Source organism: Enterobacter cloacae complex sp. ECC445 (assembly GCF_021892025.1).
Lineage (GTDB): Bacteria > Pseudomonadota > Gammaproteobacteria > Enterobacterales > Enterobacteriaceae > Enterobacter > Enterobacter chengduensis.
Genome location: NZ_JAKLRZ010000020.1, coordinates 24,288 through 50,631, shown reverse-complemented (window position 1 = coordinate 50,631; position 26,344 = coordinate 24,288). Strand labels below are relative to the sequence as shown.

General features: G+C 57.9%; 24 protein-coding genes. 18 read left to right on the top strand and 6 right to left on the bottom strand.

All coding sequences use genetic code 11. The features are described from left to right. Positions 1-279: 279 nt before the first annotated feature. Entirely contained in the window at positions 280-840 is a 561-nt protein-coding gene (gene nudE / locus L6R44_RS15605) for an ADP compounds hydrolase NudE (RefSeq protein WP_237424712.1), read from the top strand. Positions 841-919: 79 nt separating this feature from the next. On the opposite strand, the gene mrcA is transcribed toward nudE, so the two are convergent. Continuing rightward, positions 920-3,472, bottom strand: a complete 2,553-nt coding sequence (gene mrcA / locus L6R44_RS15600) for a peptidoglycan glycosyltransferase/peptidoglycan DD-transpeptidase MrcA (RefSeq protein WP_237424711.1) — start codon at positions 3,470-3,472, stop codon at positions 920-922. Between the two features lie 120 nt (positions 3,473-3,592). On the opposite strand from mrcA, the gene pilM reads away from it, so the two are divergent. The 12 genes from pilM (at position 3,593) to trpS (ending at position 13,567) form a co-directional block, all read left to right on the top strand. Further along, entirely contained in the window at positions 3,593-4,369 is a 777-nt protein-coding gene (gene pilM / locus L6R44_RS15595; protein ID WP_237424710.1) for a pilus assembly protein PilM, read from the top strand. Beyond that, positions 4,366-4,860 (top strand): PilN domain-containing protein, encoded by a 495-nt coding sequence (locus L6R44_RS15590; RefSeq protein ID WP_237424709.1) that lies wholly within the window; start codon positions 4,366-4,368, stop codon positions 4,858-4,860. The genes pilM and L6R44_RS15590 overlap by 4 nt, the downstream gene beginning before the upstream one ends. A 3-nt stretch (positions 4,861-4,863) precedes the next feature. Next, positions 4,864-5,319 (top strand): HofO family protein, encoded by a 456-nt coding sequence (locus L6R44_RS15585; RefSeq protein WP_237424708.1) that lies wholly within the window; start codon positions 4,864-4,866, stop codon positions 5,317-5,319. Beyond that, a complete protein-coding gene (locus L6R44_RS15580) occupies positions 5,309-5,713 on the top strand; it encodes a HofP DNA utilization family protein (protein WP_032644569.1) in 405 nt (134 codons plus the stop codon). Before L6R44_RS15585 ends, L6R44_RS15580 begins: the two co-directional genes overlap by 11 nt. Next, on the top strand, positions 5,640-6,863 hold the full coding sequence (gene hofQ, locus L6R44_RS15575) for a DNA uptake porin HofQ (RefSeq protein WP_237424755.1): 1,224 nt from the start codon (positions 5,640-5,642) through the stop codon (positions 6,861-6,863). The genes L6R44_RS15580 and hofQ overlap by 74 nt, the downstream gene beginning before the upstream one ends. A gap of 286 nt (positions 6,864-7,149) precedes the next feature. Beyond that, positions 7,150-7,671 carry a shikimate kinase AroK gene (aroK, locus tag L6R44_RS15570; RefSeq protein WP_003861630.1) on the top strand — a complete coding sequence of 174 codons (522 nt, stop codon included), beginning with the start codon at positions 7,150-7,152 and terminating at the stop codon, positions 7,669-7,671. Positions 7,672-7,728: 57 nt separating this feature from the next. Continuing rightward, positions 7,729-8,817 (top strand): 3-dehydroquinate synthase, encoded by a 1,089-nt coding sequence (aroB, locus tag L6R44_RS15565; RefSeq protein WP_237424707.1) that lies wholly within the window; start codon positions 7,729-7,731, stop codon positions 8,815-8,817. Between the two features lie 92 nt (positions 8,818-8,909). Further along, on the top strand, positions 8,910-10,217 hold the full coding sequence (gene damX / locus L6R44_RS15560; protein ID WP_237424706.1) for a cell division protein DamX: 1,308 nt from the start codon (positions 8,910-8,912) through the stop codon (positions 10,215-10,217). A gap of 67 nt (positions 10,218-10,284) precedes the next feature. Then, a complete protein-coding gene (gene dam / locus L6R44_RS15555) occupies positions 10,285-11,097 on the top strand; it encodes an adenine-specific DNA-methyltransferase (protein WP_237424705.1) in 813 nt (270 codons plus the stop codon). 41 nt (positions 11,098-11,138) lie between these two features. Next, on the top strand, positions 11,139-11,816 hold the full coding sequence (gene rpe, locus L6R44_RS15550; RefSeq protein WP_032644564.1) for a ribulose-phosphate 3-epimerase: 678 nt from the start codon (positions 11,139-11,141) through the stop codon (positions 11,814-11,816). Beyond that, positions 11,809-12,570 (top strand): phosphoglycolate phosphatase, encoded by a 762-nt coding sequence (gene gph, locus L6R44_RS15545; RefSeq protein WP_237424704.1) that lies wholly within the window; start codon positions 11,809-11,811, stop codon positions 12,568-12,570. Before rpe ends, gph begins: the two co-directional genes overlap by 8 nt. After that, positions 12,563-13,567: a tryptophan--tRNA ligase gene (gene trpS, locus L6R44_RS15540; protein WP_237424703.1), complete on the top strand. Its 1,005-nt coding sequence runs from the start codon at positions 12,563-12,565 to the stop codon at positions 13,565-13,567. Before gph ends, trpS begins: the two co-directional genes overlap by 8 nt. A gap of 108 nt (positions 13,568-13,675) precedes the next feature. Here the strand turns inward: trpS and cysG are convergent, their stop codons facing one another. From cysG to nirB, 3 genes are all read right to left on the bottom strand, one after another. Continuing rightward, positions 13,676-15,049 carry a siroheme synthase CysG gene (gene cysG, locus L6R44_RS15535; protein WP_237424702.1) on the bottom strand — a complete coding sequence of 458 codons (1,374 nt, stop codon included), beginning with the start codon at positions 15,047-15,049 and terminating at the stop codon, positions 13,676-13,678. Between the two features lie 135 nt (positions 15,050-15,184). Beyond that, complete coding sequence (gene nirD / locus L6R44_RS15530) at positions 15,185-15,511, bottom strand: nitrite reductase small subunit NirD (RefSeq protein ID WP_237424701.1); 327 nt, start codon at positions 15,509-15,511, stop codon at positions 15,185-15,187. Then, positions 15,508-18,051, bottom strand: coding sequence for a nitrite reductase large subunit NirB (gene nirB / locus L6R44_RS15525; protein ID WP_237424700.1), 2,544 nt, complete (start codon positions 18,049-18,051; stop codon positions 15,508-15,510). The genes nirD and nirB overlap by 4 nt, the downstream gene beginning before the upstream one ends. Positions 18,052-18,287: 236 nt before the next feature. On the opposite strand from nirB, the gene L6R44_RS15520 reads away from it, so the two are divergent. Then, positions 18,288-19,604, top strand: coding sequence for a cytosine deaminase (locus L6R44_RS15520; protein ID WP_237424699.1), 1,317 nt, complete (start codon positions 18,288-18,290; stop codon positions 19,602-19,604). A gap of 3 nt (positions 19,605-19,607) precedes the next feature. Here the strand turns inward: L6R44_RS15520 and tsgA are convergent, their stop codons facing one another. Continuing rightward, positions 19,608-20,792: an MFS transporter TsgA gene (gene tsgA / locus L6R44_RS15515; protein ID WP_237424698.1), complete on the bottom strand. Its 1,185-nt coding sequence runs from the start codon at positions 20,790-20,792 to the stop codon at positions 19,608-19,610. A gap of 278 nt (positions 20,793-21,070) precedes the next feature. On the opposite strand from tsgA, the gene ppiA reads away from it, so the two are divergent. The 4 genes from ppiA to argD all read left to right on the top strand — a co-directional run bounded on the left by ppiA (position 21,071) and on the right by argD (position 24,233). Further along, the gene (gene ppiA / locus L6R44_RS15510; RefSeq protein ID WP_032644556.1) at positions 21,071-21,643 is read left to right on the top strand and encodes a peptidylprolyl isomerase A; all 573 of its coding nucleotides are present in this window, start codon (positions 21,071-21,073) and stop codon (positions 21,641-21,643) included. Between the two features lie 104 nt (positions 21,644-21,747). Continuing rightward, positions 21,748-22,332: a putative adenosine monophosphate-protein transferase Fic gene (locus tag L6R44_RS15505; protein WP_237424697.1), complete on the top strand. Its 585-nt coding sequence runs from the start codon at positions 21,748-21,750 to the stop codon at positions 22,330-22,332. Between the two features lie 30 nt (positions 22,333-22,362). Then, complete coding sequence (gene pabA / locus L6R44_RS15500; RefSeq protein WP_237424696.1) at positions 22,363-22,926, top strand: aminodeoxychorismate synthase component 2; 564 nt, start codon at positions 22,363-22,365, stop codon at positions 22,924-22,926. Positions 22,927-23,012: 86 nt separating this feature from the next. Continuing rightward, positions 23,013-24,233, top strand: a complete 1,221-nt coding sequence (gene argD, locus L6R44_RS15495; RefSeq protein ID WP_237424695.1) for a bifunctional acetylornithine/succinyldiaminopimelate transaminase — start codon at positions 23,013-23,015, stop codon at positions 24,231-24,233. Here argD and L6R44_RS15490 read toward each other — a convergent pair. Further along, positions 24,230-26,317 carry a YccS/YhfK family putative transporter gene (locus L6R44_RS15490; RefSeq protein ID WP_237424754.1) on the bottom strand — a complete coding sequence of 696 codons (2,088 nt, stop codon included), beginning with the start codon at positions 26,315-26,317 and terminating at the stop codon, positions 24,230-24,232. The two genes, argD and L6R44_RS15490, sit on opposite strands and share 4 nt — an antisense overlap. Between the last annotated feature and the right edge of the window lie 27 nt (positions 26,318-26,344).

The window sequence follows — 26,344 nt, the reverse complement described above, 5'->3', positions numbered from 1 at the left end:
CCTTTACATTGAACGAGAATCTGAGGTTGGCTATCGGCAAGTATGGCGTCGAACTTGAGCATTCTGAAGCGTATCCCAGTGATCGGTGATGATAGCAAAGCCTGTTATGGCGCGATATCAGCAAATTCCTGGAAACATTTCAACCTCTTGACATTTGTTTTGAATTGAGGATTGATCCCAGTTACGTTGCATAAATGTAAATAAAGAACGATTGACATTGCCGAAACCGTGCGGCGTATCGCACAATAACGCCAGTTCTCACTGCTAAGACCCATCACCATGAGCAAACCATTACAAAAACCCACCATTCTGAATGTTGAAACTGTCGCCAAATCGCGCCTGTTTAATGTCGAAAGTGTGGACCTGGAGTTCAGCAACGGTGTGCGTCGCGTTTATGAACGTATGCGCCCCTCTTCGCGCGAAGCGGTGATGATTGTTCCCATTATCGACGATCACCTGATTTTGATCCGCGAATACGCTGTGGGAACGGAATCTTACGAGCTTGGGTTCTCGAAAGGGCTTATCGACCCGGGTGAAACCGTCTTTGAAGCGGCAAATCGCGAGCTGAAAGAAGAGGTGGGTTTTGGCGCGCATGAGCTTTCATTCCTGAAAAAACTGAGCATGGCGCCGTCCTATTTTTCCAGCAAAATGAATATCGTGGTGGCGGAAGATCTCTATCCTGAATCGCTGGAAGGGGATGAGCCGGAGCCGCTGCCTCAGGTTCGCTGGCCGTTAGCGCACCTGATGGATCTGCTGGAAGACCCTGACTTTAATGAGGCTCGCAACGTGAGCGCGCTGTTCCTGGTACGGGAGTGGCTGAAGGGGCAGGGGCGACTGTAGGCCATAAAAAAGCCGGGTGGCGGCTTCGCCTTACCCGGCATACGATGCTGTGCCCGGTTTTTACCGGGCATTTTTATGCTTAGAACAGCTCGTGCGTCTCGCCGTTATCGATAATCTCTGTACCCACCTCATGCACCGCCTGCGTGGTTGGCTGGGTGCCCTCGATGAAATACTCTTCGCGACTGTTACCGCCGTTGGCGAGCTGGCCCGTGCTGCGGTCGATATTAACCGTCACCACGCCCGGCGGCGGCGTCAGCGGCTGCTCCGGCACGCCTTCAAGAACGGATTTCATGTACGCATCCCACGCCGGCTGTGCGCTTTTCGCGCCGCCTTCGTAGCCGGAAATCTGATCTTTAATCGCGCCGGAGGCCGTCGTACGACCTAAGTCGCGGCGGTGATCGTCGAAACCGATCCAGACCGAGGTCACCACGCCCGGCCCGTAGCCGGAGAACCACGCATCTTTCGAACTGTTGGTTGTCCCCGTTTTACCGCCGATATCATGGCGCTGCAAATCACGCCCTGCGCGCCAGCCGGTGCCCTGCCAGCCCGGTTCACCGAAGATGTTGGTGTTAAGCGCGCTTTTGATCAGGAACGACAGCGGCGTGTTGATCACATGCGGGGCATATTCCGGCGCGCCGGTCTGCGCGACCAGCGACTGGTTAGCCTGCTCCAGCTGCGGCTGCGGCACGACGATGTTTGGCTGCTCCTGAGACACGGCTGGATCTTCCATGTCCTTGTTTTCAAGCACCTCGGATTTCGGCGTATTGCCGTAAATCACCGGAATATCGCAGTCAGGACAGGCAATCTTCGGCTTCGCCTCGAACAGCACGCCGCCCTGATCGTTTTCGATCTTGCTGATGAAGTACGGGTCAACCAGGAAGCCGCCGTTGGCCATTACCGAGTAGCCACGTGCAACCTGAAGCGGCGTAAAGGAGGCGGAGCCTAACGCCAGCGATTCGGTGCGAACGATGTTCTGGGCCGGGAAACCGAAACGCTGCAGATACTCTGCGGCATAGTCGACGCCCATCGCGCGCATGGCGCGCACCATCACCACGTTTTTCGACTGCCCCAGGCCCTGACGGAGGCGAATAGGACCGGCATACTCCGCAGGGGAGTTCTTCGGCTGCCAGTCGGAACCGGCACCGGCATCCCAGCGGGAGATTGGCACGTCGTTAAGGATGCTGGCCAGGGTCAAGCCCTTATCCATCGCGGCCGTGTAGAGGAACGGTTTGATATTGGAACCAACCTGACGCAGCGCCTGGGTGGCGCGGTTAAATTTGCTCTGGTTGAAATCAAACCCGCCGACCAGGGCCAGAATTGCGCCGTTCTGCGGGTTGATAGAGACGAGGGCCGAGTTGACGTCCGGCACCTGCGCCAGCCACCAGGATTCCCCCACCTTGCGCACCCAGATTTGCTGCCCGGCCTGTACGGCATCGGTCACTTTACGCGGCGTGGCGCCCTGAAGGGTGTCCGAACGGTACGGACGCGCCCAGCGAATACCGTCCATGCGCAGGGAGACGGAGGTACCGTCCGCGAGCGTCGCCACGGCTTCCTGAGGATCGGCCTGCGTCACCACGGCTGGAAGGAGCGGGCCGTAGGTGGGCAGCGCCTTCAGCGTACTGGTGATTTTTTTGCTGTCCCACGCGCTTTCGCCCACCTTCCAGAGCACGTTTGACGGGCCGCGATAGCCGTGACGCATATCGTAGTCCATCACGTTGTTCCGTACCGCTTCCTGCGCCGCCTGCTGGACTTTGCGGGTGACGGTGGTGTACACGCGATAGCCATCTTCATAGGCCTTGTCGCCGTAGCGATTCACCATCTCCTGGCGAACCATCTCGGTCAGGTAAGGAGACGCAAAGGCAATTTCCGGGGCATGGTAGTTAGCGTCAATGACATCGTTACGCGCCTGGTCGTACTCGCTCTGGCTGATATAGCCTTCGCTCAGCATACGTGACAGGACGACGTTACGACGCGCGGTGGCGCGATCGAGCGAGTAGAGCGGGTTAAACGTGGACGGCGCTTTTGGCAGACCGGCGATGGTCGCCATTTCGCTTAAGGTGAGTTGCTCAACAGGCTTACCGAAGTACACCTGTGCGGCAGCCCCCACCCCGTAGGCGCGGTAGCCCAGGTAGATTTTGTTGAGGTACAGCTCAAGGATTTCGTCTTTGCTCAGCAGTTGCTCAATGCGGATCGCAAGAAACACCTCTTTAATCTTACGTATCAGCGTCTTTTCAGGGCTGAGGAAGAAGTTACGCGCCAGCTGCTGCGTAATGGTACTCGCCCCCTGGGAGGCGTGACCCGAGAACAGCGCAATGCTTGCGGCACGGAAAATCCCCACCGGATCGACGCCGTGGTGCTCGTAGAAACGGCTGTCCTCCGTGGCGATAAAGGCTTTCACCATTACGGGTGGAATTTGGTTTAAGGTCAGCGGGATACGACGCTTCTCGCCATACTGCGCCATCAGCTCGCCATCGGCGCTATAGACCTGCATCGGGATCTGGAGGCGCACATCGCGAAGCGTGGCGACATCAGGTAGCTGTGGCTCAATATATTTGTACAAACCGTAAATCGAGCCTGCTCCCAGCAGAATGCAACAGACTGCAAGGATGAATAAATACTTTACGAACTTCACCGGAGATTTCCCATTTGGTTTCACTTGGGCAGTTTCTAAACAATCGCGCAGTAGTATAAAGGCAAGCCTGATTCATTGATATAGCCGTCAAGGAGACGGACGATAAGGAGATCGTGAAGCATGGCTTTCAAAACATGGCAAACGGGCGTTCATATTCAACAGGATAGGGTGCGGATCGTCGCGTTGGCCCGCGAGAAGTCCGGCTGGTGCTTGCGCCGCTGGTGGGCGATTCCTCTGGGCGAAGGCATCATTCGTGACGGCAAAATTTGTCAGCCAGAACAGCTGGTTGATGCGTTGCGCGACTGGCGGAAAACGCTGCCGCACTATCACCGGGTGTTCCTCTCATTCCCGGCGTCACGGACCCTGCAACGCTCGCTTCCCCGTCCGACCGTTGCGCTGCGCGACAGCGAGCAGCTCTCATGGCTTGGCGCCGCGCTCGCGCGCGACCTGGAGATGTCGGCCGATACGCTCTGCTTCGATTACGCGCAGGATACGTTCAGCAATACCTTTCACGTGACGGCCGCACAAAACAAAGAGGTCGATACCCTTCTGGCGTTAGCGAAAGCGCTGCGTTTGCGGCTGGTGACCATTACGCCGGATGCCAGCACGCTGGCGAATCTTCTGCCCGCGCTGGCACCGGCGCAGTGTGTCGCCTGGCGGGACGATCGCCAGTGGCTGTGGGCGATGCGCCACCAGTGGGGGCGGCGCTTGACTACCGAAGCAGAAAACGTGGCCGATCTGGCGGCACTGCTGGCTCTGCGGGCGGATGACGTTGCGCTTTTTGATAGCCAACGTGAGCCGTGGGACATTCTGGTACGCTGCCATGCTCCACTTCCGGAATGCGGGGCGGATTATACCGTTGCGCTGGCGTTAGCCATGAGCGAGGTGCCTGGATGAGCATCATGAACTTTATGCCCTGGCGACAGCAGCGGCGCGCCCGGTGCCTGCGTTTCTGGGGCGTACTCTGGGTCGGCACCGTGCTGTTGACGCTCGCGGCCATTTTCTGTCTGCGGATGAATCCTCTCGTGAGGATCCAGGCGCTGCAAGCGGATCTGAGGGGAGCGCAGTCCGTGCAGCATGTGCTCCTCTCCCGGCAGAGACTCGCCGCACAAGGGCCGATGCCAGAGCAGGAACGTCAAGAACGCGCGTGGCAGCCCGTGCTGACCTCTCTCTCCGCCGCCATTCCTTCTCAGGTCTGGCTGACAGAGCTGCGCTTTCAGCCTCCCACTCTGATATTGACCGGGTATGCCATCACCCTGCCGGCACTGACTGCGCTGCGCGATGCGCTTGGCCAAATAGCGGGTTTTACCCCCGGAACGGAGGGGGAGCTTCGGCAGGACGGTCAGGGGCGCTGGACGTTCATCCTCCATCTTAAAAGCGAGGGGTAGCGCGTGGACGCTCTGTTAGAACGCTGGTGCGAAAGCCGCCCCTGGGGGCGGGTGCTCTTCTGGTGTCTGGGAAGCCTGCTGGCAGGACTGGCCGCGTGTGGCACCTTGCTCCGACCGGTAGACAGGCAGTGTGCTGAACTAGAACGCCAGCTGATGGAGAACGTCAGGGCTAACGCAGCGTTATGGCCTGCTGTCAGACAGATGCCGTTTCGTTCAGAAACGGCAGTAGCACGGGCGAAAATGCCGTTTTCCCCGCTCGATTTTCAGGGCGATGACGCGGCGCTGGTGCACTGGAAGCCCCTGCAGAACGGAGGGGAACTGATGCTGGATCTGGAGTGGAAAGCACTCCCGGCGCTTTTTTCCCGGCTGGCGCAGCGGGATGTGCAGATCGTCGCCTTTACGATTGCGCCACAAGGTACGGCGTTGCGCCTGCGCCTGGAGCTGGAACATGCGAAATAGCACACGATATCTGCTGGTTTGCTCAGCGCTGCTATTAACCGGCATGCGCGACCCGTTTCGCCCGCCGGACGATCCCTGCGCCCTCGGCGAGCTGGCCCAGTGGCACTATCGCGGCATGGTGAGAGGGCAGCAGGCCACCGGCATTTTACAGGATGGACAGAAGCGCTGGTACCGGCTGAAAACGCATGAGCGCTTCCCGGCAGGCTGGACGATAACAGACATCAATGAAACGGAACTGGTTGTTGACGTGGGTGAGGCATGTAAACCAGGAATATGGACGTGGCAACGAGAAGGAACGAAGAAGAATGAATCTACGGATAATGCTGTGGCTACTGGCGTTCAGCCATCCGCTGTGGGCCGCCGCGCCAAAACCGATCACGCTGGTGGTGGATGACGTTCCCGTCGTCCAGGTGCTGCAAAGCCTGGTTGCACAGGAGAAACGTAATCTGGTGGTATCGCCTGACGTCAGCGGCACGCTTTCGCTTAACCTGACGCGCGTTCCCTGGCGTCAGGCGCTGCAGACGGTGGTGAGCAGCGCAGGCCTCGTTTTGCGGGAAGAGGGCGGGATTTTTTACGTGCACACCGCAGCCTGGCAGCGTGAACAGCAGGAACGCGCAGAACAGGAGCGGGCGCGACGACAGCTTGATGCACCGCTGGTGTCTCACGGCATCCCTTTTTCCTATGCCGATGCCGGAGAGCTGCAAAAAGCCGCGGAAAAGCTCCTGAGCCCAAAGGGGAGCTTATCCGTCGACAAACGCACCAACCGGCTGCTGATTCGGGATAACCAGACGGTAGTGGATACGTTGCAGCGCTGGGCCGCCCAGATGGATATTCCGGTCGAACAGGTCGAGCTGGCGGCGCATATTGTGACCATTAATGAAAAAAGCCTGCGCGAGCTGGGGGTGAAGTGGAGTCTCGCCGACGCGACCGACGCGGGCAAGGTTGGACAACTCACGACGCTGGGCAGCGATCTCTCCGTCGCCAGCGCCACCAGCCACGTGGGCTTTAACATCGGGCGGATCAATGGTCGACTGCTGGATCTGGAGCTCTCTGCGCTGGAGCAGAAACAGCAGGTCGATATCATCGCCAGCCCGCGGCTGCTGGCCTCGCATATGCAGCCGGCCAGCATCAAGCAGGGAAGTGAAATTCCGTATCAGGTGTCAAGCGGTGAGAGCGGGGCAACTTCCGTTGAGTTTAAAGAGGCGGTTTTGGGGATGGAGGTCACACCGGTGGTCCTGCCCGGTGGACGCGTGCGCCTGAAATTACACATCAGCGAAAATATGCCGGGACAGGTCCTGCAGCAGGCGGACGGCGAAACGCTGGCGATCGACAAACAGGAGATAGAAACCCAGGTGGAGGTAAAAAGTGGAGAAACGCTGGCGTTGGGTGGAATTTTTTCGCAGAAGAACAAAACCGGCAGCGACAGCGTGCCGGGGCTTGGAAAAATCCCCTGGCTTGGGCAGCTTTTTCGCCACGACGGGAAGGACAATGAACGGCGCGAGTTAGTGGTATTTATTACGCCACGCCTGGTGGGTATTCGCTGACGGGTGACAATCCCCGCAATGATTTTGCATTCAGATTGTTGCAGATGTTTGACGTGGGGCATGAATTAGCATACAAGGAGTACCGATTTGAGTTGGACTGACGTCTTATTACCTTATGCGTCCGGCGCGGTGATTTAATCAGTTGCCAAACAAGCCGGAGTATTGAGATAATTTTTAGTCTGACTCTCGCTCTATTGCATATGAGGTTTCAGTTCATGTCCTGCTACGCTGGGTGTCTGCGAAGCGGGGATTACCATTAACGAATAGTCTTAGTAGTACCGATAAAATGGCAGAGAAACGCAATATCTTTCTGGTTGGGCCTATGGGTGCCGGCAAAAGCACTATTGGGCGTCAGTTAGCTCAACAACTCAATATGGAATTTTACGATTCTGATCAAGAGATTGAGAAACGAACCGGAGCTGATGTGGGCTGGGTTTTCGACGTAGAAGGCGAAGAAGGTTTCCGTGACCGAGAAGAAAAAGTGATCAACGAACTCACGGAAAAACAGGGCATCGTTCTGGCAACAGGCGGCGGCTCTGTGAAATCTCGCGAAACCCGCAACCGTCTCTCCGCCCGTGGCGTAGTGGTCTATCTTGAGACGACCATCGAGAAACAGCTGGCACGTACGCAGCGCGATAAAAAGCGCCCGCTGCTGCAGGTTGAAACGCCACCACGCGAAGTTCTGGAAGCGTTGGCCGATGAACGCAATCCGCTGTATGAAGAGATTGCCGATGTGACCATTCGTACTGACGACCAGAGCGCTAAAGTGGTTGCAAACCAGATTATTCATATGCTGGAAAGCAACTGATTCTGGCTTTATATACACTCGCCTGCGGGTAAAAGCATTAAAGGTGGATGTCGCGTCATGGAGAGGATTACAGTTACTCTCGGGGAACGTAGTTACCCTATCACCATCGCGGCTGGTTTGTTTAACGACCCAGCTTCCTTTTTACCACTGAAAGCGGGTGATCGGGCGATGCTGGTCACCAATGAGACGCTGGCTCCGCTTTATCTCGACCGCGTACGCCACCTGCTTGAGCAGGCGGGCGTAAAAGTCGACAGTGTGATTCTTCCCGATGGCGAGCAGTATAAAAGCCTGACGGTACTGGATACCGTCTTTACCGCATTGCTGCAAAAACCGCACGGTCGCGATACAACACTGCTTGCCCTGGGCGGCGGTGTTGTGGGCGATCTGACCGGCTTTGCGGCCGCAAGCTATCAGCGTGGCGTTCGTTTTATTCAAATCCCGACCACGCTGCTGTCCCAGGTCGACTCCTCTGTCGGCGGCAAAACGGCAGTCAACCACCCGCTCGGCAAAAATATGATTGGCGCGTTCTACCAGCCCGCATCGGTGGTGGTGGATCTCGACTGTCTGAAAACCCTGCCGAAGCGCGAGCTGGCTTCCGGTCTGGCAGAAGTGATCAAATACGGCATTATTCTGGATGGCGAGTTCTTTAGCTGGCTTGAAGAGAATATGGATGCGTTGTTGCGCCTGGATGAGGCTAAGCTGGCATACTGCATTCGCCGTTGTTGCGAACTGAAAGCAGAAGTTGTCGCCGCAGACGAGCGTGAAACGGGCTTACGTGCTTTACTGAATCTTGGGCATACGTTTGGTCACGCCATTGAAGCCGAAATGGGTTACGGCAACTGGCTGCACGGCGAAGCCGTCGCGGCTGGCATGGTGATGGCTGCCCGCACCTCTGAACGTCTGGGCCAGTTTAAGCCGGAAGAGACGGCACGCATCATTGCGCTGCTTGAGCGTGCAGGCTTGCCGGTGACCGGGCCGCAGGAGATGTCGGCGCAAGCGTATTTACCCCACATGATGCGCGATAAAAAAGTATTGGCAGGTGAGATGCGTCTTGTACTCCCGCTTGCAATAGGGAAGAGTGAAGTGCGCGGCGGAGTGCCGCACGATGTCGTTCTTGGCGCTATCGCTGATTGTCAGCTGGCGTAAAAACTAGAAAGGTCAGGCCACTGTCGCAGGTGGTCGTTTAGCTTCAGGTGAAATGCAAAGTCGTTGGCATAAGCCTTTGAGTGGGGTGTTAAATGGATGAATTCAAACCAGAAGACGAGCTGAAACCCGATCCCAGCGATCGTCGTACTGGTCGTTCTCGTCAATCTTCAGAACGTGATAGCGAGCCGCAGATCAACTTTGACGATGTTGATTTGGATGCAGACGATCGTCGTCCTTCGCGCAGCCGCAACGTGCACGAAGAGCGAGCAGAAGAGGATTATGAGTCCGAAGAAGATTCAATGGACGAACAGCCTGTAGAGCGTCGCCCGCGTAAACGTAAAAAAGCCGCTGCGCCAAAACCGGCTTCCCGCCAGTATATTATGATGGGCCTCGGCGTTCTGGTGCTTGTGCTGCTGATTGTCGGCATTGGCTCCGCGCTGAAAGCACCGTCAACGAATTCAACCGAGCAAACCGCCTCCGCCGAGAAGAGCATCAACCTGTCCGGTAACGATGCGTCCAACCAGGCGAATGGCGCACAGCCTGCACCGGGTGCCACTTCTGCAGAGCAGACCGCGGGTAACACCACGGCGCCGCAGGATGTTTCTCTGCCACCTGTCTCTTCCACCCCTGCTCAGGGTCAGGCACCTGCAGCGCCTGAAGGCCAGCAGCGCGTAGAAGTTCAGGGAGATCTGAACAATGCGCTGACGCAGCCGCAGAACCAGCAGCAGGTTGATAACGTTGCGGTGAACTCCACGCTGCCAACTGAGCCGGCAACCGTTGCACCGATTCGCGGCGGTAACGCTCAGCCGCAAACGGCTACCGCTGCAACCGAAACCAAACCGCGCCAGACGCAAACTGCGACGCGTCCTGAACGTAAGCAGGCGGTGATTGAGCCTAAGCGTGAAGCCAAACCTCAGGCCGTAGTCAAAGCGCCTGAAGTGAAAGCCGCTCCGGCACAGCCGAAACACACTGAAACGGCAGCGGTGAGCGAGCCTGCTAAAGCGCCTGTCACCCAGACTGCGCCAAAAGCCACGGCGACCACCACGGCACCGGCTGCCACCGCGGCGCCTGCAGCGACGGCAACCGCCTCCAGCAGCGCGGCAGGCAAAACGGCCGGTAACGTCGGATCGCTGAAATCTGCGCCATCCAGCAACTACACGCTGCAGCTGAGCAGTTCGTCTAACTATGACAACCTCAACAGCTGGGCGAAGAAATCAAATCTGAAAAACTACGTTGTTTATCAGACGACCCGTAACGGTCAACCGTGGTATGTGCTGGTAAGCGGTGTTTATTCGTCTAAAGATGAAGCAAAACGTGCCGTTGCGGCGCTGCCAGCTGATGTTCAGGCGAAAAACCCGTGGGCGAAACCGATTCATCAGGTTCAGGCCGATCTGAAGTAATGTTTAAAGCGCAGGATGCTGTCGGAGCTTTCTCCACAGCCGGAGAAGGTGTAATCAGTTAGTCAGCATGAAAAAAAATCGCGCTTTTCTGAAATGGGCAGGGGGGAAATACCCCCTGCTCGATGATATTAAAAAGCACCTGCCAAAAGGCGAGTGTCTTATCGAACCTTTCGTGGGTGCGGGATCGGTGTTCCTCAACACCGATTTTTCTCGTTATATCCTGGCGGATATCAACAGCGACCTTATCAGCCTCTATAACATCGTTAAGCTGCGTACCGATGAGTACGTCGCAGAGGCGCGCAAACTGTTCACGCCCGAGACCAATAGCCCGGACGTTTATTATCAGTTCCGCACGGAGTTTAACCAGAGCCAGGATCCGTTCCGCCGCGCACTGCTGTTCCTCTATCTCAATCGGCATGGTTACAACGGCCTGTGCCGGTATAATCTGCGTGGGGAATTTAACGTGCCTTTTGGCCGCTATAAGCGCCCGTATTTCCCACAGGACGAGTTGTACCACTTTGCCGAAAAAGCACAGAACGCAGAGTTTCATTGCCTCTCCTACGAAGAGTGTATGGAGCTGGCAGGCGTAAACTCGGTGGTTTACTGCGACCCGCCATACGCGCCGCTGTCTGCAACGGCGAACTTCACCGCTTATCACACCAACAGCTTCAGCCCTGCCGAACAGGCGCGTCTGGCGGAGATGGCGGAAAAGCTGGTCAGCAAAAGAATTCCGGTGTTAATTTCGAATCACGACACGCCTGATACGCGCGAATGGTACAAAGCCGCGAAGCATTTTCAGGTCAAGGTGCGGCGCAGCATTAGCAGCAACGGCGGCACACGTAAAAAGGTGGACGAACTCCTGGCTCTTTATCGCCCCTGAGCCGTTTTGCCCGCCGGTAAACACATTTCAAGGAGAAGCGGATGAAACAGTTTTTGATTGCTCCCTCAATTCTGTCGGCCGATTTTGCCCGCCTGGGTGAAGATACGGCTAACGCACTGGCGGCTGGCGCGGATGTCGTCCATTTCGACGTGATGGATAACCACTACGTTCCTAACCTGACCATCGGTCCGATGGTGCTCAAGGCGTTGCGTAACTACGGCATTACCGCGCCGATCGACGTACATCTGATGGTAAAGCCGGTTGATCGCATCGTGCCTGACTTCGCCGCGGCGGGTGCCAGCATCATCACTTTCCATCCGGAAGCCTCTGAACACGTGGACCGCACGCTGCAGCTGATCAAAGAGAACGGCTGTAAGGCGGGCCTGGTGTTTAACCCGGCCACGCCGCTGAGCTACCTCGACCATGTTATGGACAAGCTGGACGTGATCCTGCTGATGTCCGTCAACCCGGGTTTCGGCGGTCAGTCGTTCATTCCTCACACGCTGGACAAGCTGCGCGAAGTGCGCCGTCGTATTGATGAGTCAGGCTACGATATTCGCCTGGAAGTGGACGGCGGTGTGAAAGTGAATAACATTGGTGAAATTGCGGCGGCAGGCGCGGATATGTTCGTTGCCGGTTCAGCCATTTTCGACCAGCCGGATTACAAAAAAGTCATTGATGAAATGCGCCGCGAGCTGGCGAAGGTAAGTCATGGATAAATTGCAGACAATTCGGGGTGTGGCGTTTGACCTCGACGGCACGCTGGTCGACAGCGCGCCGGGCTTAACGAGCGCCGTGGACCAGGCGCTGTATGCCCTTGAGCTTCCCGTTGCGGGTGAAGAGCGCGTGGTAACATGGATTGGTAACGGCGCCGACGTTCTGATGGAGCGCGCGTTAACGTGGGCGCGTCAGGAGCGCGCGTCGCAGCGCTCTGCCCAGGGTAAACCGAGCGTCGATCACGCCGACATCCCGCAGGATGAGCAGCTGCGTATTCTGCGCAAGCTGTTCGATCGTTTCTACGAAGAGACCGTCGAGGAGGGCAGCTTCCTGTTCCCGGACGTTCAGGAAACGCTGAGCGCGCTGCATGCCGAAGGCATCCCGCTGGGTCTGGTGACCAACAAGCCCACGCCGTTCGTTGCGCCTCTTCTTGAAGCGCTCGATATCGCGAAGTATTTTTCCGTAATCGTGGGCGGCGATGACGTGCAGAACAAAAAGCCGCATCCGGAACCGCTGCTGCTGGTGGCAGGAAAATTATCCTTAATGCCTGCGGAGCTGCTCTTTGTCGGCGATTCCCGCAATGATATTCTGGCTGCCCGCGCGGCAGGGTGTCCTTCCGTCGGATTAACCTATGGCTATAACTATGGTGAGTCCATCACGCTTAGTGAGCCGGATGTGGTCTTCGACCACTTCAAAGATTTGTTGCCCGCTCTCGGGCTTTCGCACAGTGAACATCAGGAATTGAATCATGACTAAGCCCATCGTTTTTAGTGGCGCGCAGCCTTCAGGTGAATTGACCATTGGTAACTACATGGGTGCGTTACGTCAGTGGGTCAGCATGCAGGATGACTACCATTGCATTTACTGCATCGTCGATCTCCACGCGATAACCGCGCGTCAGGATCCTGAGAAGCTGCGCAAAGCCACCCTCGACACGCTGGCCCTGTATCTGGCCTGCGGCATCGATCCTGAGAAGAGCACCATCTTCGTTCAGTCTCACGTGCCGGAGCACGCGCAGCTGGGCTGGGCGCTGAACTGCTACACCTATTTCGGCGAGCTGAGCCGCATGACCCAGTTCAAGGATAAATCCGCGCGCTATTCTGAAAACATCAACGCGGGTCTGTTTGACTATCCGGTGCTGATGGCGGCTGACATTCTGCTGTACCAGACCAACCAGGTTCCTGTCGGTGAAGACCAGAAACAGCATCTGGAGCTGAGCCGCGATATCGCCCAGCGCTTTAACGCGCTTTATGGCGAGGTGTTTAAAGTGCCTGAGCCGTTTATTCCGAAATCGGGCGCACGCGTCATGTCGCTGCTGGAGCCGACCAAGAAGATGTCCAAGTCTGACGATAACCGCAACAACGTTATCGGCCTGCTGGAAGATCCGAAATCGGTGGTGAAAAAGCTCAAGCGCGCGGTCACCGACTCCGACGAGCCGCCGGTGGTGCGCTACGACGTGCAGAATAAAGCGGGCGTTTCCAACCTGCTGGATATCCTCTCCGGCGTGACTGGCCAGAGCATTCCTGAGCTGGAACAGCACTTCGAAGGCAAGATGTACGGCCACCTGAAAGGTGAAGTGGCAGACGCCGTTTCCGGCATGCTGACCGAGCTTCAGGAGCGTTATCATCGCTTCCGTAACGACGAAGCTTTCCTGCAGAAGGTGATGAGAGACGGCGCGGAAAAAGCCAGCGCGCGCGCGTCCGAAACCCTGAAAGCGGTATACGAAGCGATTGGGTTTGTCGCGAAACCTTGAGTCTGCTTGCCGGGTGGCGCTAACGCTTACCCGGCCTACGGGATCGTGTAGGTCGGGTAAGGCGAAGCCGCCACCCGACTAAAAGCCGCAATGCCAACGTGCTATACGTTAATGATGAGAGAACCAGTTCAGCTTCTCGCGCAGTTCAACCACGCGGCCTACCACGATCAGCGCCGGGCTTTCAACCTGCTGCGCCAGCTCGCCTAACTGGGTCAGCACGCCATCCACCACGCGCTGCGTTATGGTGGTACCGTTTTCCACCAGCGCGACGGGCATATCCGCCTCCATGCCGTGCTCCAGCAGCTTCGCCTGAATGGTAGCGGCCTGATTCAGCCCCATATAGAACACCAGCGTCTGCTTTTCGGCGGCCAGGTTATGCCAGTCCAGCTCGCAGCCAGTTTTGAGGTGGCCCGTCACCAGACGCACGCTCTGGGCGTAATCCCGGTGGGTCAGCGGAATACCTGAGTAGGCTGAGCAACCGGATGCCGCCGTAATGCCCGGCACCACGGAGAACGGAATACCTGCGCTGCACAGGGTTTCCAGCTCCTCGCCGCCGCGCCCAAAGATCAACGGGTCGCCGCCCTTAAGGCGCACCACGCGCTTGCCTTTCTGCGCCTCGCGAAGCAGGATCTGGTTAATCTCCTCCTGCGGCACGCAGTGGTAGCCCGCGCGTTTGCCCACGAAGACGCGGTCGGCGTCGCGACGCACCAGGTTCATAATGTCGTCAGAGACCAGACGGTCATAAACCACGATATCCGCCTGCTGGATCTGCTGCAGGCCTTTCAGCGTCAGCAGGCCCGCATCGCCCGGGCCCGCGCCAACCAGCACCACTTCACCGCGGTGATCCAGCGGCTCGCTCAGCAGCCGTTCGGTCGTCTCTTCAACGGCTTTAGTGTCCTGGTTCGCCAGCGACTGCGCCAGCCTGTCGTTCACAAAGAATTTTTCCCAGAAGCGGCGGCGCTCGCCCACGGTCGCGAAGGTTTGCTTCACGCGGGCGCGGAGCTGCCCGGCGTAGTGGGCAATCTGACCGAGGTGCTGGGGCAGCATGGCCTCCAGTTTTTCCCGCAGCAGCCGGGCGAGAACCGGCGAGCGTCCGCCGGACGACACCGCAATCATTAGCGGCGAGCGGTCGATAATCGACGGCATAATAAAGCTGGCCTCTTTCGGCGCATCCACCACGTTGCAGAAAATGCGGCGCGCTTCGCAGGCATCGCTGACGCGCTGGTTCACGTCATCATTATCCGTTGCGGCTATAGTCAGCCAGCAGGTATCCAGCAGGGATTCGTCAAACTCTCCCTGAACCAGCGTGAGCATCCCTTCCCGGGCCCAGACCTCAAACTGCGGGGCGAAGGCGAGGGCGTTGACGGTCAGTTGGGCCCCCGCTTCCAGCAGCAGGCGCGCTTTGCGCTCGGCCACATCGCCGCCGCCCACAAGCAGGCAGTCGCGATGGCGTAATTGACAAAAAATCGGCAGGTGATCCACGACATTACCTCACAGCATTCATGGAGGGACAGGAATTGACGTCAGGATAACAGCAGGAATCGCCGAAAATATACGGTTTTTCCTGCCGTTACCCATAAGGGGTCATAAGCTTTTCATATTGAAAAGGCGAGGGAATTAGCCCTGTAGCTGCACCTTGCCGTCCTTCACGCGAACGTCGTAGTGCTTCACCGAGTAGTTTTCATCTTCCATGCACAGTCCGTCACGTAAACGGAAGCGCTGCTTTTTCAGCGGGCTGGCGACCCACAGTTCGCCCTGATGCTCCGCAATCAACCCACGGGAGAGCACGCTGGCCTCGAAGAACGGGTCGATGTTGCTGATGGCAAAGAGCTGTTCATCGTGGCGAGGGCGGAAAATCGCAACCTGCTCGTTGCCCAGCAGCGCGCAGACGCCGGTTGCGGGGATAATGTCGTTAATATCGCAGATGGTTATCCACTGGCTCATGCGTTTTCCTCCACCAGCGTGACCGGGATACGTTCATACGGTGTCGCCGGACGATGCTGTTCACGCTCTGGCACAACCTGTACATTCGGGTCGCGCTGAGTGCTGTTGATAAAGTGTTTGAAGCGCGTCTGCGCCGCCGGGGTATTCACGGTTTCGGTCCACTCACAGATCACCGCTTCGCGCAGGCGAGCCATCTCTGCTTCCAGATGTTCGTTCAGGCCCAGCTTGTCGTCGATGATCACCGCTTTCAGGTAGTCGATGCCGCCTTCCAGGTTATCGAGCCAGGAGGCGGTACGGGTCAGCTTATCGGCGGTACGGATGTAGAACATCATGAAGCGGTCGAGATACTGAATCAGCGTGTCGTGATCGAGATCCGCGGCCAGCAGGTCCGCGTGGCGTGGTTTCATCCCGCCGTTACCGCAGACATACAGGTTCCAGCCTTTTTCGGTGGCGATAATCCCCACGTCTTTACCCTGGGCTTCCGCACATTCACGGGTACATCCCGAGACGCCGAACTTCATTTTGTGCGGGGTGCGGATGCCTTTATAGCGGTTTTCCAGCTCCACGCCGAAGCCGACGCTGTCGCCCACGCCATAGCGGCACCAGGTGCTGCCCACGCAGGTTTTCGCCATACGCAGCGCCTTGGCGTACGCGTGGCCGGTTTCGAAGCCTGCTTCAATCAGCTGGCGCCAGATTTCCGGCAGGTCGTCCTTCTGCGCGCCAAACAGGCCGATGCGCTGGGAACCGGTGATTTTGGTGTACAGGTTAAATTCGCGGGCGATGCGGCCCACGGCCACCAGCCCTTCCGGCGTGATTTCGCCCCCGGCCGAGCGAGGGATGACGGAGTAGGTGCCGTCTTTCTGAATGTTCGCGAGGAAGTTGTCGTTGGTGTCCTGCAGCGGCGTGTGCTCGGGTTTGAGCACGTACTCGTTCCAGCAGGAGGCCAGCAGGGAGCCGACGGTCGGTTTACACACTTCACAGCCGTAACCCTGGCCGTGTTTCGCCAGCAGTTCGTCGAAGGACTTGATGCCTTCCACGCGGATCAGGTGATACAGCTCCTGGCGAGAGTAAGCAAAGTGCTCGCACAGGTTGTTGTTCACTTCGATGCCCTGTTTCGCCAGCTCGGCGTTCAGCACCTGGGTGACCAGCGGAATACAGCCGCCGCAGCCGGTACCGGCTTTGGTTTCCGCTTTCAGCGCCGCAACGGTGTGACACCCTTTGTTGATCGCGGAGATCAGCATGCCTTTGGTGACGTCGAAGCAGGAGCAAATCTGGGCGCTGTCCGGCAGTTTATCCACGCCGATGGACGGTTTGCCGCTGGAGGCGTGCGCCGGGAGGATCAGCGCGTCCGGGTTTTCCGGCAGCTCGATGGCGTTCAGCACCAGCTGGAGCAGGTTACCGAAGTCGCTGGTATCGCCGACCAGCACCGCGCCGAGCAGGGTTTTATTGTCCTGGCTGACGATGAGGCGTTTGTAGACCTCTTTGCTTTCGTCGAGATAGACGTAGCTGCGAGCGCCAGGCGTGCGGCCATGCGCATCGCCAATGCCGCCCACGTCCACGCCCAGCAGCTTCAGCTTGGCGCTCATGTCTGCGCCGGTGAAGGCGTTTTCGCTGCCGAGGATATGGTCCACGGCGACCTGCGCCATTTTATAGCCCGGCGCCACCAGGCCGTACACGCGGTTGTTCCAGCTGGCGCATTCGCCGATGGCGTAAATATCCGGGTCGGAGGTCTGGCAGGTGTCGTTAATCATGATCCCGCCGCGCTGCGCCACGGCCAGACCGCACTGGATCGCCAGCTTGTCGCGTGGGCGAATCCCGGTGGAGAAGACGATGAAGTCCACTTCCAGCTCGCTGCCGTCGGCAAAGCGCATGGTTTTGCGGGCTTCGGTGCCTTCCTGCACGATCTCTTTGGTGTTCTTGCTGGTGTGAACCTTCACGCCCATGCTTTCGATTTTACGACGCAGCTGGTCGCCACCCATGTGGTCCAGCTGTTCGGCCATCAGCATCGGGGCAAATTCGATGACGTGGGTTTCAACGCCGAGGTTTTTCAGCGCGCCCGCGGCTTCCAGACCCAGCAGGCCGCCGCCGACCACCGCGCCGCGCTTGCTGCGGCGGGCGCAGGATTCGATGGCGTTGAGATCTTCAATCGTACGGTAAACGAAGCAATCCTGAGTTTCAGAACCTTTAATCGGCGGGATCCAAGGGTACGAGCCCGTCGCCATGATCAGCTTGTCGTAAAAAACCGTACGTCCGGCGCTGGAGTGGATCACTTTTTCCTGACGGTTAATGGTGATGGCGCGTTCGCCCACCAGCACGTTTACGCCATGCTTCTCGTAGAAACCTTCGCGCACCAGAGAGAGCTCTTCGGCGGTATGATGGGAGAAGTAGGAAGAGAGGTGCACGCGATCGTACGCCTTGCGGGGTTCTTCACAGAACACGGTAATATCGAACCGCTCAGCATCGGCCTTATCGAGGAGATCCTCAATAAAGCGGTGGCCGACCATGCCGTTACCGATGATAGCGAGTCTGACTTTGCTCATTTTTGCCTCGATTTCTTTTCTATTATTGCCTACCTTAACGATTCAGCAGTGGCGCTTATTGATGCAAATCAAATACGTCTTCGCCTACCCCTTAGGGGGTATATGTCTGATTTGTCAGGATTTTTATAAGTAGCGGAAATCGCAGGCTTTTCGTGCTCGCTGAATTTGTGTACAAATCAGGGGCGGTTTTACAAAAATCGAGATGCCGGATTATCGGCGGCGTTTTAGGAGAAGGTATGTCTACATCACCGTTATGGCTTGTGCAGAATGTTCGTTTACCGGGTCGGGAAGGACTGTGGCAACTCGCCATTGAGAACGGGCGATTTGGTGACATCACCCCGATGGACGACACCCGCGCCGAAAGTTATGAAGTATTGAACGCGCGCGGCGGGCTTGCTCTCCCGCCGTTCATCGAGCCGCATATCCATCTTGATACCACCCAGACGGCGGGCGAGCCGAACTGGAATCAGTCCGGCACGCTGTTTGAAGGCATTGAGCGCTGGGCGGAACGCAAGGCGCTGCTCAGTCACGAGGATGTCAAAGCGCGCGCCTGGAAAACGCTGAAGTGGCAAATTGCCAACGGCATCCAGTTTGTTCGCACCCACGTGGATGTCTCCGACCCGTCGCTCACCGCCCTGAAGGCGATGCTGGAGGTGAAGCAGGAGGTCGCCCCGTGGGTGACGCTGCAAATCGTCGCGTTCCCGCAGGAGGGGATCCTCTCTTACCCGAACGGCGCGGCGCTGCTGGAAGAGGCAATAAAGCTGGGGGCCGACGTGGTGGGGGCGATCCCGCACTTCGAGTTCACCCGCGAGTATGGCGTGCAGTCGCTGCATATCGCCTTCGAGCTGGCGAAGAAGTATGACCGTCCGCTGGATATTCACTGCGATGAAATCGACGACGAGCAGTCGCGGTTTGTCGAGACGGTTGCCACGCTGGCGTACGAGGCAGGGATCGGCCCGCGCGTGACGGCCAGCCATACCACCGCCATGCACTCCTACAACGGGGCATATACCTCGCGGCTTTTCCGTCTGCTGAAGATGTCGGGGATTAACTTCGTCGCTAACCCGCTGGTCAATATCCACCTCCAGGGACGCTTTGACGACTATCCGAAGCGCCGCGGCATCACCCGGGTGAAAGAGCTGCAGGAAGCGGGCATCAACGTCTGCTTTGGCCACGATGACGTCTTCGACCCGTGGTACCCGCTCGGCACCGGCAACATGCTGCAGGTGCTGCACATGGGGCTACACGTTTGCCAGATGATGGGCTATCCGCAAATCCACAGCGGCCTGAATCTGATAACCCACAACAGCGCCCGAACCTTTGGCCTGAGCGATTACGGTATTGCCACGGGCAATCCGGCGAATCTGGTGATTTTGCCTGCGGAGAGCGGGTTTGAAGCGGTGCGCTGTCAGGTGCCGGTGCGCTGGTCGATTCGTCAGGGGCGGGTGATCGCCACGACGCAGCTGGCGCAGACGTGGATCCAGATGGATATCGGGGGAGAGGAGGTTAGCTTTGCCAGAAACAGCCCCTCTGCCGAGCGCAAAGGGGCATAGGGTTTAGTGAGACGCTGCTGCCGCGTTGTGCTGGCGGTGGCGGGTCACGAAGCCCAGAACGAAGCACATGATGAACACCACGGCATACAGACCGTTAGCGGTGTGCAGCGCCGCCAGCGGGCCGCTGTGGGCCACGATCGGGCCAGTGACCACGAAGGTGAGCATGGTGCCGATGGTGCCGCAGGTCAGCACGAAGTTAACCAGCTTCGGCGAGGCCACTTTGGTCTGCAGGGAGCCCAGCGTGATGATCGAGGTGTAAATCGCGCTGGAGAAGAAGCCCAGGGTCATAATGAACCACGGCATATTGTCCGGGGAACCGTTGATGAACAGATACATCAGCACGGTGGCCAGGCCCGCCAGCACGGTCAGAATGCGCTGCAGATCGAAGAAGCGCAGGATGAAGCTAAACGCCCACATGCCGAACATGTAAGACATCCAGAAATCGCTTACCAGCTTGCCCGCGTCGTTCAGGCTCATGCCCAGGCCTTTGGCGTATTCCGGCACCCAGGAGATAAAGCCCAGCTGGCCCAGGATGTAGCACAGGGCGGCGATGGAGAGGAACAGCACGCCGATGCCCCATTTCTCTTTCGCAACGGGCTCTGCGGTGGTTTGCGCTTGTTTGCCCAGCACCGGGAATTCACAGCCGAAGGTCAGGATAAAGATCGCGACGTAGACCAGACCAATGCAGGCGTAGACCCAGTACCACTCGATGCTGCGCGCCAGCAGAACGGCGGCAACCATCGGGAAAATCATCCCGGCCATGCTGAAGAAGGAGTCGGTAAACAGCAGGCGCGCGCCGCGCTGGCGGCCTTCATACATGTGGGTAATGAGGAACGTACCGATCGACATGGTGATCCCGCTGACCAGGCCGAGCACGAACATCGCGGCGGAGAACAGGGCGATGCTGTGGCTCAGCATCAGGCCCGCCACGGCGGCGACCATCAGCACAAAGCCAAAACGCAGCTGGGTTTTCAGCGGCACGATTTCCATCAGCCAGGCGTTCAGGAAGATAGAGATCAGGATCCCTGCATTGAGGAAGGTGAAGGTGTTACTCATGCTGGATACGGGCAGCTGGAAGTAGTCTGCGATATTCCCCATCACCATCCCGGTGACGATCACCAACGCGCCGGTCAGGGCGTAGGAGAAGAAGCTGATCCATGTGAGCTTGATGCGATTGCTGTTAGTCATGTCTGGCCTGTTCAAAAAAACAAACGCGCCCGGCGGGCGCTGAGAGCGGGCAGATTTTAGACATTAAAGTGATCTATTCATATCTTTTAAGAGAAATTTGAACTTCATTGCAGGTTTTTATGTGATCCGGATCACATAAAAAGGCGCTCTAACCAATCGTTTGCGTGGTTACAACTGTTTCAATTTCGTAAAATTAGGTAAAAGGCTGGTCTCCGTTCATACTGCTCTTTAGAATCAAGCCATTCGCTTTTTATACTGCGCTTTGTTAAGGAATTCTCATGCTCAAATCAACGCTGGCGGCTGTCGCAGCTGTGTTTGCTCTTTCTGCCGTTTCCCCTGCTGCGCTGGCAGCCAAAGGGGACCCTCACGTTCTGCTGACTACCTCTGCCGGGAACATTGAGCTGGAACTGAATAGCCAGAAAGCTCCGGTTTCTGTGAAAAACTTCCTCGACTATGTGAACAGCGGTTTCTATAACAACACCACCTTCCACCGCGTGATCCCGGGCTTTATGATTCAGGGCGGCGGTTTTAACGAGCAGATGCAGCAGAAACAGCCGAACCCACCTATTAAAAACGAAGCGGACAACGGCCTGCTGAACAAGCGCGGTACCATCTCCATGGCGCGTACGGCAGACAAAGACAGCGCGACCAGCCAGTTCTTCCTCAACGTCGCGGATAACGCCTTCCTCGACCACGGCCAGCGCGATTTTGGCTATGCCGTCTTCGGTAAAATCGTGAAGGGGATGGACGTGGCGGACAAGATTTCACAGGTACAAACGCACGACGTCGGGCCGTACCAGAATGTGCCGTCAAAACCTGTCGTCATCCTCTCTGCAAAAGTTCTGCCGTAACCTTCTTCGACACGGGCGATGCTCGCCCGTGTTGTGACCCTCCCTGCGAAAGCGCGTTTTGCTGCTTATACTTGTGGCAAACGGACTATTCAGGGAGGCGTTTAGTGAAAAAACTCACCGACAAGCAAAAATCCCGTCTCTGGGAGCAGCAGCGTAGCGTCAACTTTCAGGCCAGTTGTCTCCTTGAAAAAGGTCATGGTCCCTCAGAACCTCATATTGAAACGCTGGCGCTGGGGCCTTCCGCGCCCGGGTTGCCCCATCTGTGCCTTATTCACCGCCATCTCTACCGCAGAGAGATGAAGCAGGCCGGCGAATTCCGTACCGACGATATTTTTAAGGATGACATTCCCTTCTGCCACTTTGAGTACATCGAAAAGATGGGTAACGAGCTGATGGCGGCGCTGGAAAGCGAAAAGTATCTTGCGGGGCTTGAGCGCGCGACGTTTGTTGACAGAGCTAGCCACTATTACTGCGAAATCAATATGCTGCACCCGTTTGTGCGCGGTAACGGCATTGCCCAGCGCGTATTCTTTGAGCAGCTGGCCATCCACGCGGGTTACGCGCTGGACTGGCGCGATATCGATCCCGAGCAGTGGGTGGCGGCTAACCGCAGCGGCGCAACGGGCGACTTGACGGCGCTAAACGCGATCTTTGCCAAAGTAGTGAGCGAAGCGCGGGAATCTGAGTAGAATAGGGCGGCATTTTTTTCGGGAGCCGCCATGATTCTGCTGATTGATAACTACGATTCCTTCACCTGGAACCTTTACCAGTACTTTTGCGAACTGGGTGCAGAGGTGGTTGTTCGTCGCAACGACGAGATCGATCTCGCCGAGATTGCGACGCTGGCGCCGCAGAAAATCGTGATTTCACCCGGCCCCTGCACGCCGTCAGAATCCGGCGTGTCTCTGGAGGTTATCCGCCACTATGCCGGCAAGCTGCCCATTCTGGGCGTCTGCCTGGGCCATCAGGCGATTGCCCAGGCGTTTGGCGCCACCATCGTGCGTGCCGCGAAAGTGATGCACGGAAAAACCTCGCCGGTCACGCATACCGGCACCGGGGTATTCACGGGGCTCAATAATCCGTTAACCGTGACGCGCTACCACTCCCTGGTCATTGACCCGCCGACGCTGCCCGCCTGCTTTGAGGTGACGGCCTGGAGCGATACCCAGGAGATCATGGGGATTCGCCACCGCGAGTGGGACCTCGAGGGCGTGCAGTTCCACCCGGAAAGCATCCTCAGCGAGCAGGGGCATGACCTGCTGGCTAATTTCCTCCATCGCTGAATATCTGTTGCCTTACTGTGATTTTTTATGCATATTTTGTGGTTATATTTTCACAAGCACTGTGACGTAAAATGGATGGGCATGACATGGCAACTGAACAACCAGCAATTACCCGCGCAACATTCGATGAAGTGATCCTGCCGATTTATGCACCGGCTGAGTTTATCCCGGTGAAGGGGAAAGGCAGCCGCGTCTGGGATCAACAGGGTAAAGAGTATGTGGATTTCGCGGGCGGTATTGCGGTCACGGCGCTGGGTCATTGTCATCCCGCGCTGGTTGAGGCGCTGAAAACCCAGGGCGAAACCCTGTGGCACACCAGCAACGTGTTCACCAACGAGCCGGCGCTGCGTCTGGGCCGCAAGATCATTGATGCGACCTTTGCCGAGCGCGTGCTGTTTATGAACTCCGGCACCGAAGCCAACGAAACCGCCTTTAAGCTGGCGCGCTACTACGCCACAACCCGCCACAGCCCGTACAAAACCAAAATCATCGCCTTCCACAACGCCTTCCACGGACGCTCCTTCTTTACCGTCTCCGTTGGCGGCCAGCCGAAGTATTCCGACGGCTTTGGTCCGAAACCGGCCGACATCGTTCACGTGCCGTTTAACGATCTGCACGCGGTGAAAGCGGTGATGGACGACCACACCTGCGCGGTAGTCGTTGAGCCGATCCAGGGTGAGGGCGGCGTGACGGCGGCCACCCCGGAATTCCTGCAGGGGCTGCGCGCGCTGTGCGATGAGCATCAGGCGCTGCTGGTCTTTGATGAAGTGCAGTGCGGGATGGGGCGTACCGGCTCCCTGTTCGCCTATATGCACTACGGCGTGACGCCGGACATCCTGACCAGCGCCAAAGCTCTCGGCGGCGGTTTCCCGGTGAGCGCGGTCCTGACGACCCAGGAGATCGCCTCCGCGTTCCACGTTGGCTCCCACGGCTCCACCTACGGCGGTAACCCACTGGCGAGCGCCGTGGCGGGTGCCGCGTTCGACATTATCAACACCCCAGAGGTGCTGAACGGCGTTAGCGCGAAGCGCGAGCTGTTTGTGAAACACCTGCAGAAGATTGACGAGCAGTACGACGTGTTCAGCGAAATTCGTGGCATGGGTCTGCTGATCGGTGCTGAGCTCAAGCCGCAGTACAAGGGCCGCGCCCGCGATTTTCTGCATGCTGCAGCCCACGAAGGGGTAATGGTGCTGAATGCGGGGCCGGACGTGATGCGCTTCGCGCCGTCGCTGGTGGTGGAAGATAAGGATATTGAAGACGGGCTCACCCGCTTTGCCGCGGCGGTCGGGAAGATCGTTAAAGGCTAATACTCGGTTCGTTTTAACCGTCGCGTTAACCAAATGCCGTGATGCGGGCGCTGACGCCATGCCACCGACGAAATGGTGTGCATGGTGTTCAGATGCCCCAGCACGCGCTGCAAGTGCTGCTCCAGCGTGCTCATCGGCCCGTGGGTCAGCGTCTCCGGCGCTTCCAGAATGTTCGAATCCCCCGACTCACCCGGCGCGTCATACTCCAGACGCTGCTGACACCGCTGCAGGGCAATTTCACACGACTGCAAATAGCGCTGCGCCAGGTCCGGCGTCAGCATCGTGTGCTCGCGCGCCAGCGTGGTCATGGCGTTAATGTGCTCAACGATAAACTGGCTGTGCGTGACCCAAAGCTTCATGTCCGCCAGATAGTGCGCGTTAAAGCCCGGCTCCTGCATCGCCTGGCTGAGCGAGTTAAACAGGGCGTTGTGCGCCTGATTAACTTTCATCCGCTGATACGCCAGAGGGGAGGGCTGCGGGTCGTCGCTCAGGATCAGACGAATGGCCTGCTGGTCGGCCTCCAGCGCGTCGTGGGCGTTCTGGCGCAGCAATCCGCTTTGCCACTGCGGCCAGAGCCAGACCATACCGCCGAAGGCAATCAGACACCCAATCAGCGTATCGATCAGGCGGGCAACGATAAACTGTTCGCCGTTGAGCGTAAGCAGCTGAAGGGTATATACCGCCGTTACCGTAAAGCCCACCATCGCCCAGCCGTAGTTTTTGCGGATAATCAGGTAGCTTACCAGGGTGACCGCCAGCATCCCCGCCAGGGTATAGCCTTCCGGCACGTGAAAGTGCAGCGTTACGCCCGCAATAATCAGCCCTGCCATGGTGCCGCCAGCCCGGTGCAGAATACGCACCCGCGTGGCGCCGTAGCCGTTCTGGGTGACAAACAGCACGGTCATTAAGATCCAGTAGGGTTTCGGCAGATGCAGCGCCATGCCCATCAGGCTGGCGATGCTCAGCATGACGCTAATCCGTGCGGCGTTACGCAGAGCGGACGACTTAAGGGACAGGTAGCTTTTGAGCGCGGGCAATAGCGGCAGCCGCTTCTGCGTATCCGCCATCAGGTCGCGGGGATACAGCGGGCGCTGGGTGCGCAGCACGCGGGCGATGCGGCTGAAGTGCCAGGCGGCAAACTGGCCGACCGGGTTATCCGGATGCTGACGGGCAATTTTCTCCAGCGCGCCGAGCTGTTTTTCCATGTTAAAGCGCGTGGGGTAGCGGTGATAGAGAATATCGTCCGCCAGCACCCGCAGGCGCGCGGAAACGGTCTGCGCGTTCCAGCGGATGACCGCTTCGGCGTGGCTGCGCTCGACCAGCTTTTGCACCTCCTGCGGATGGTGCAGGCTCACCGATATATGCTCCTGCAGATCCAGCCCCACCTGGAAGGTGCGCAGCAGCCGTTTATATTCGTGGTTCTTGTTGGCGGCGAGCATATGCAGCTGCTGATAGCACTGGCTTATCAGATCCACCACCTTCTGCTGGCGCGCCAGCAGCGGCGGTAAGGATTTTTCCGGATCGGTATGCTGGGTCAGCAGGGTGTATTTGGCTTCGCAGTACTCCGCCAGCTGCACGTAGAGCAGGCTCAGCGATTCGCGCAGCGGCTGTTCCCGCCACAGCCAGAACCAGAACCAGTTAAATACCCCGTACCACAGCGTGCCGAGGGCGTAGATCAGCAGCGGCTCCCACACCGGCATATTCCCGGCGAGGCTCAGGGTGAAGATGGCCGCAATCAGCGACGCGGGAAGCAGGCGCGCGTGCAGCGAACTGATTTCTGCCGTGACGCCCAGCGTCATCGCCAGGACGGTCAGGATCAGCGGCAGCGGGATATCCCGGGCAAGCAGAAGCTGCACCGCAAGGCTACAGCCCGCAAACAGGCCGCCACCGATAATCAAGCGTTTGAAAAAGCGCTTATGCGGCGTGTCCAGACCGGCGATGTTGCAGCAGGCGGGCACGAGGGAAAACAGCAGGCCCTGCTGAAGATGTCCAAGGATCAGGCCTATGGCCACGGGAAGACACAACACCAGCGTTTGCCGCAGTGCGTAGTTAACTTCCGGGTGATAGATCAGCCTGCGCCACATGGGGAGTAGAGACAAAAACGGCGTGAC

Coding starts and splice junctions, on each gene's coding strand:
- L6R44_RS15490 (WP_237424754.1), bottom strand. CDS start 26,317: ATGTGGCGCAGGCTGATCTATCACCCGGAAGTTAACTACGCACTGCGG.
- rpe (WP_032644564.1), top strand. CDS start 11,139: ATGAAACAGTTTTTGATTGCTCCCTCAATTCTGTCGGCCGATTTTGCC.
- L6R44_RS15580 (WP_032644569.1), top strand. CDS start 5,309: ATGCGAAATAGCACACGATATCTGCTGGTTTGCTCAGCGCTGCTATTA.
- argD (WP_237424695.1), top strand. CDS start 23,013: ATGGCAACTGAACAACCAGCAATTACCCGCGCAACATTCGATGAAGTG.
- pilM (WP_237424710.1), top strand. CDS start 3,593: ATGGCTTTCAAAACATGGCAAACGGGCGTTCATATTCAACAGGATAGG.
- gph (WP_237424704.1), top strand. CDS start 11,809: ATGGATAAATTGCAGACAATTCGGGGTGTGGCGTTTGACCTCGACGGC.
- aroK (WP_003861630.1), top strand. CDS start 7,150: ATGGCAGAGAAACGCAATATCTTTCTGGTTGGGCCTATGGGTGCCGGC.
- trpS (WP_237424703.1), top strand. CDS start 12,563: ATGACTAAGCCCATCGTTTTTAGTGGCGCGCAGCCTTCAGGTGAATTG.
- damX (WP_237424706.1), top strand. CDS start 8,910: ATGGATGAATTCAAACCAGAAGACGAGCTGAAACCCGATCCCAGCGAT.
- hofQ (WP_237424755.1), top strand. CDS start 5,640: ATGCTGTGGCTACTGGCGTTCAGCCATCCGCTGTGGGCCGCCGCGCCA.
- nirB (WP_237424700.1), bottom strand. CDS start 18,051: ATGAGCAAAGTCAGACTCGCTATCATCGGTAACGGCATGGTCGGCCAC.
- dam (WP_237424705.1), top strand. CDS start 10,285: ATGAAAAAAAATCGCGCTTTTCTGAAATGGGCAGGGGGGAAATACCCC.
- ppiA (WP_032644556.1), top strand. CDS start 21,071: ATGCTCAAATCAACGCTGGCGGCTGTCGCAGCTGTGTTTGCTCTTTCT.
- L6R44_RS15590 (WP_237424709.1), top strand. CDS start 4,366: ATGAGCATCATGAACTTTATGCCCTGGCGACAGCAGCGGCGCGCCCGG.
- tsgA (WP_237424698.1), bottom strand. CDS start 20,792: ATGACTAACAGCAATCGCATCAAGCTCACATGGATCAGCTTCTTCTCC.
- nudE (WP_237424712.1), top strand. CDS start 280: ATGAGCAAACCATTACAAAAACCCACCATTCTGAATGTTGAAACTGTC.
- aroB (WP_237424707.1), top strand. CDS start 7,729: ATGGAGAGGATTACAGTTACTCTCGGGGAACGTAGTTACCCTATCACC.
- L6R44_RS15520 (WP_237424699.1), top strand. CDS start 18,288: ATGTCTACATCACCGTTATGGCTTGTGCAGAATGTTCGTTTACCGGGT.
- pabA (WP_237424696.1), top strand. CDS start 22,363: ATGATTCTGCTGATTGATAACTACGATTCCTTCACCTGGAACCTTTAC.
- nirD (WP_237424701.1), bottom strand. CDS start 15,511: ATGAGCCAGTGGATAACCATCTGCGATATTAACGACATTATCCCCGCA.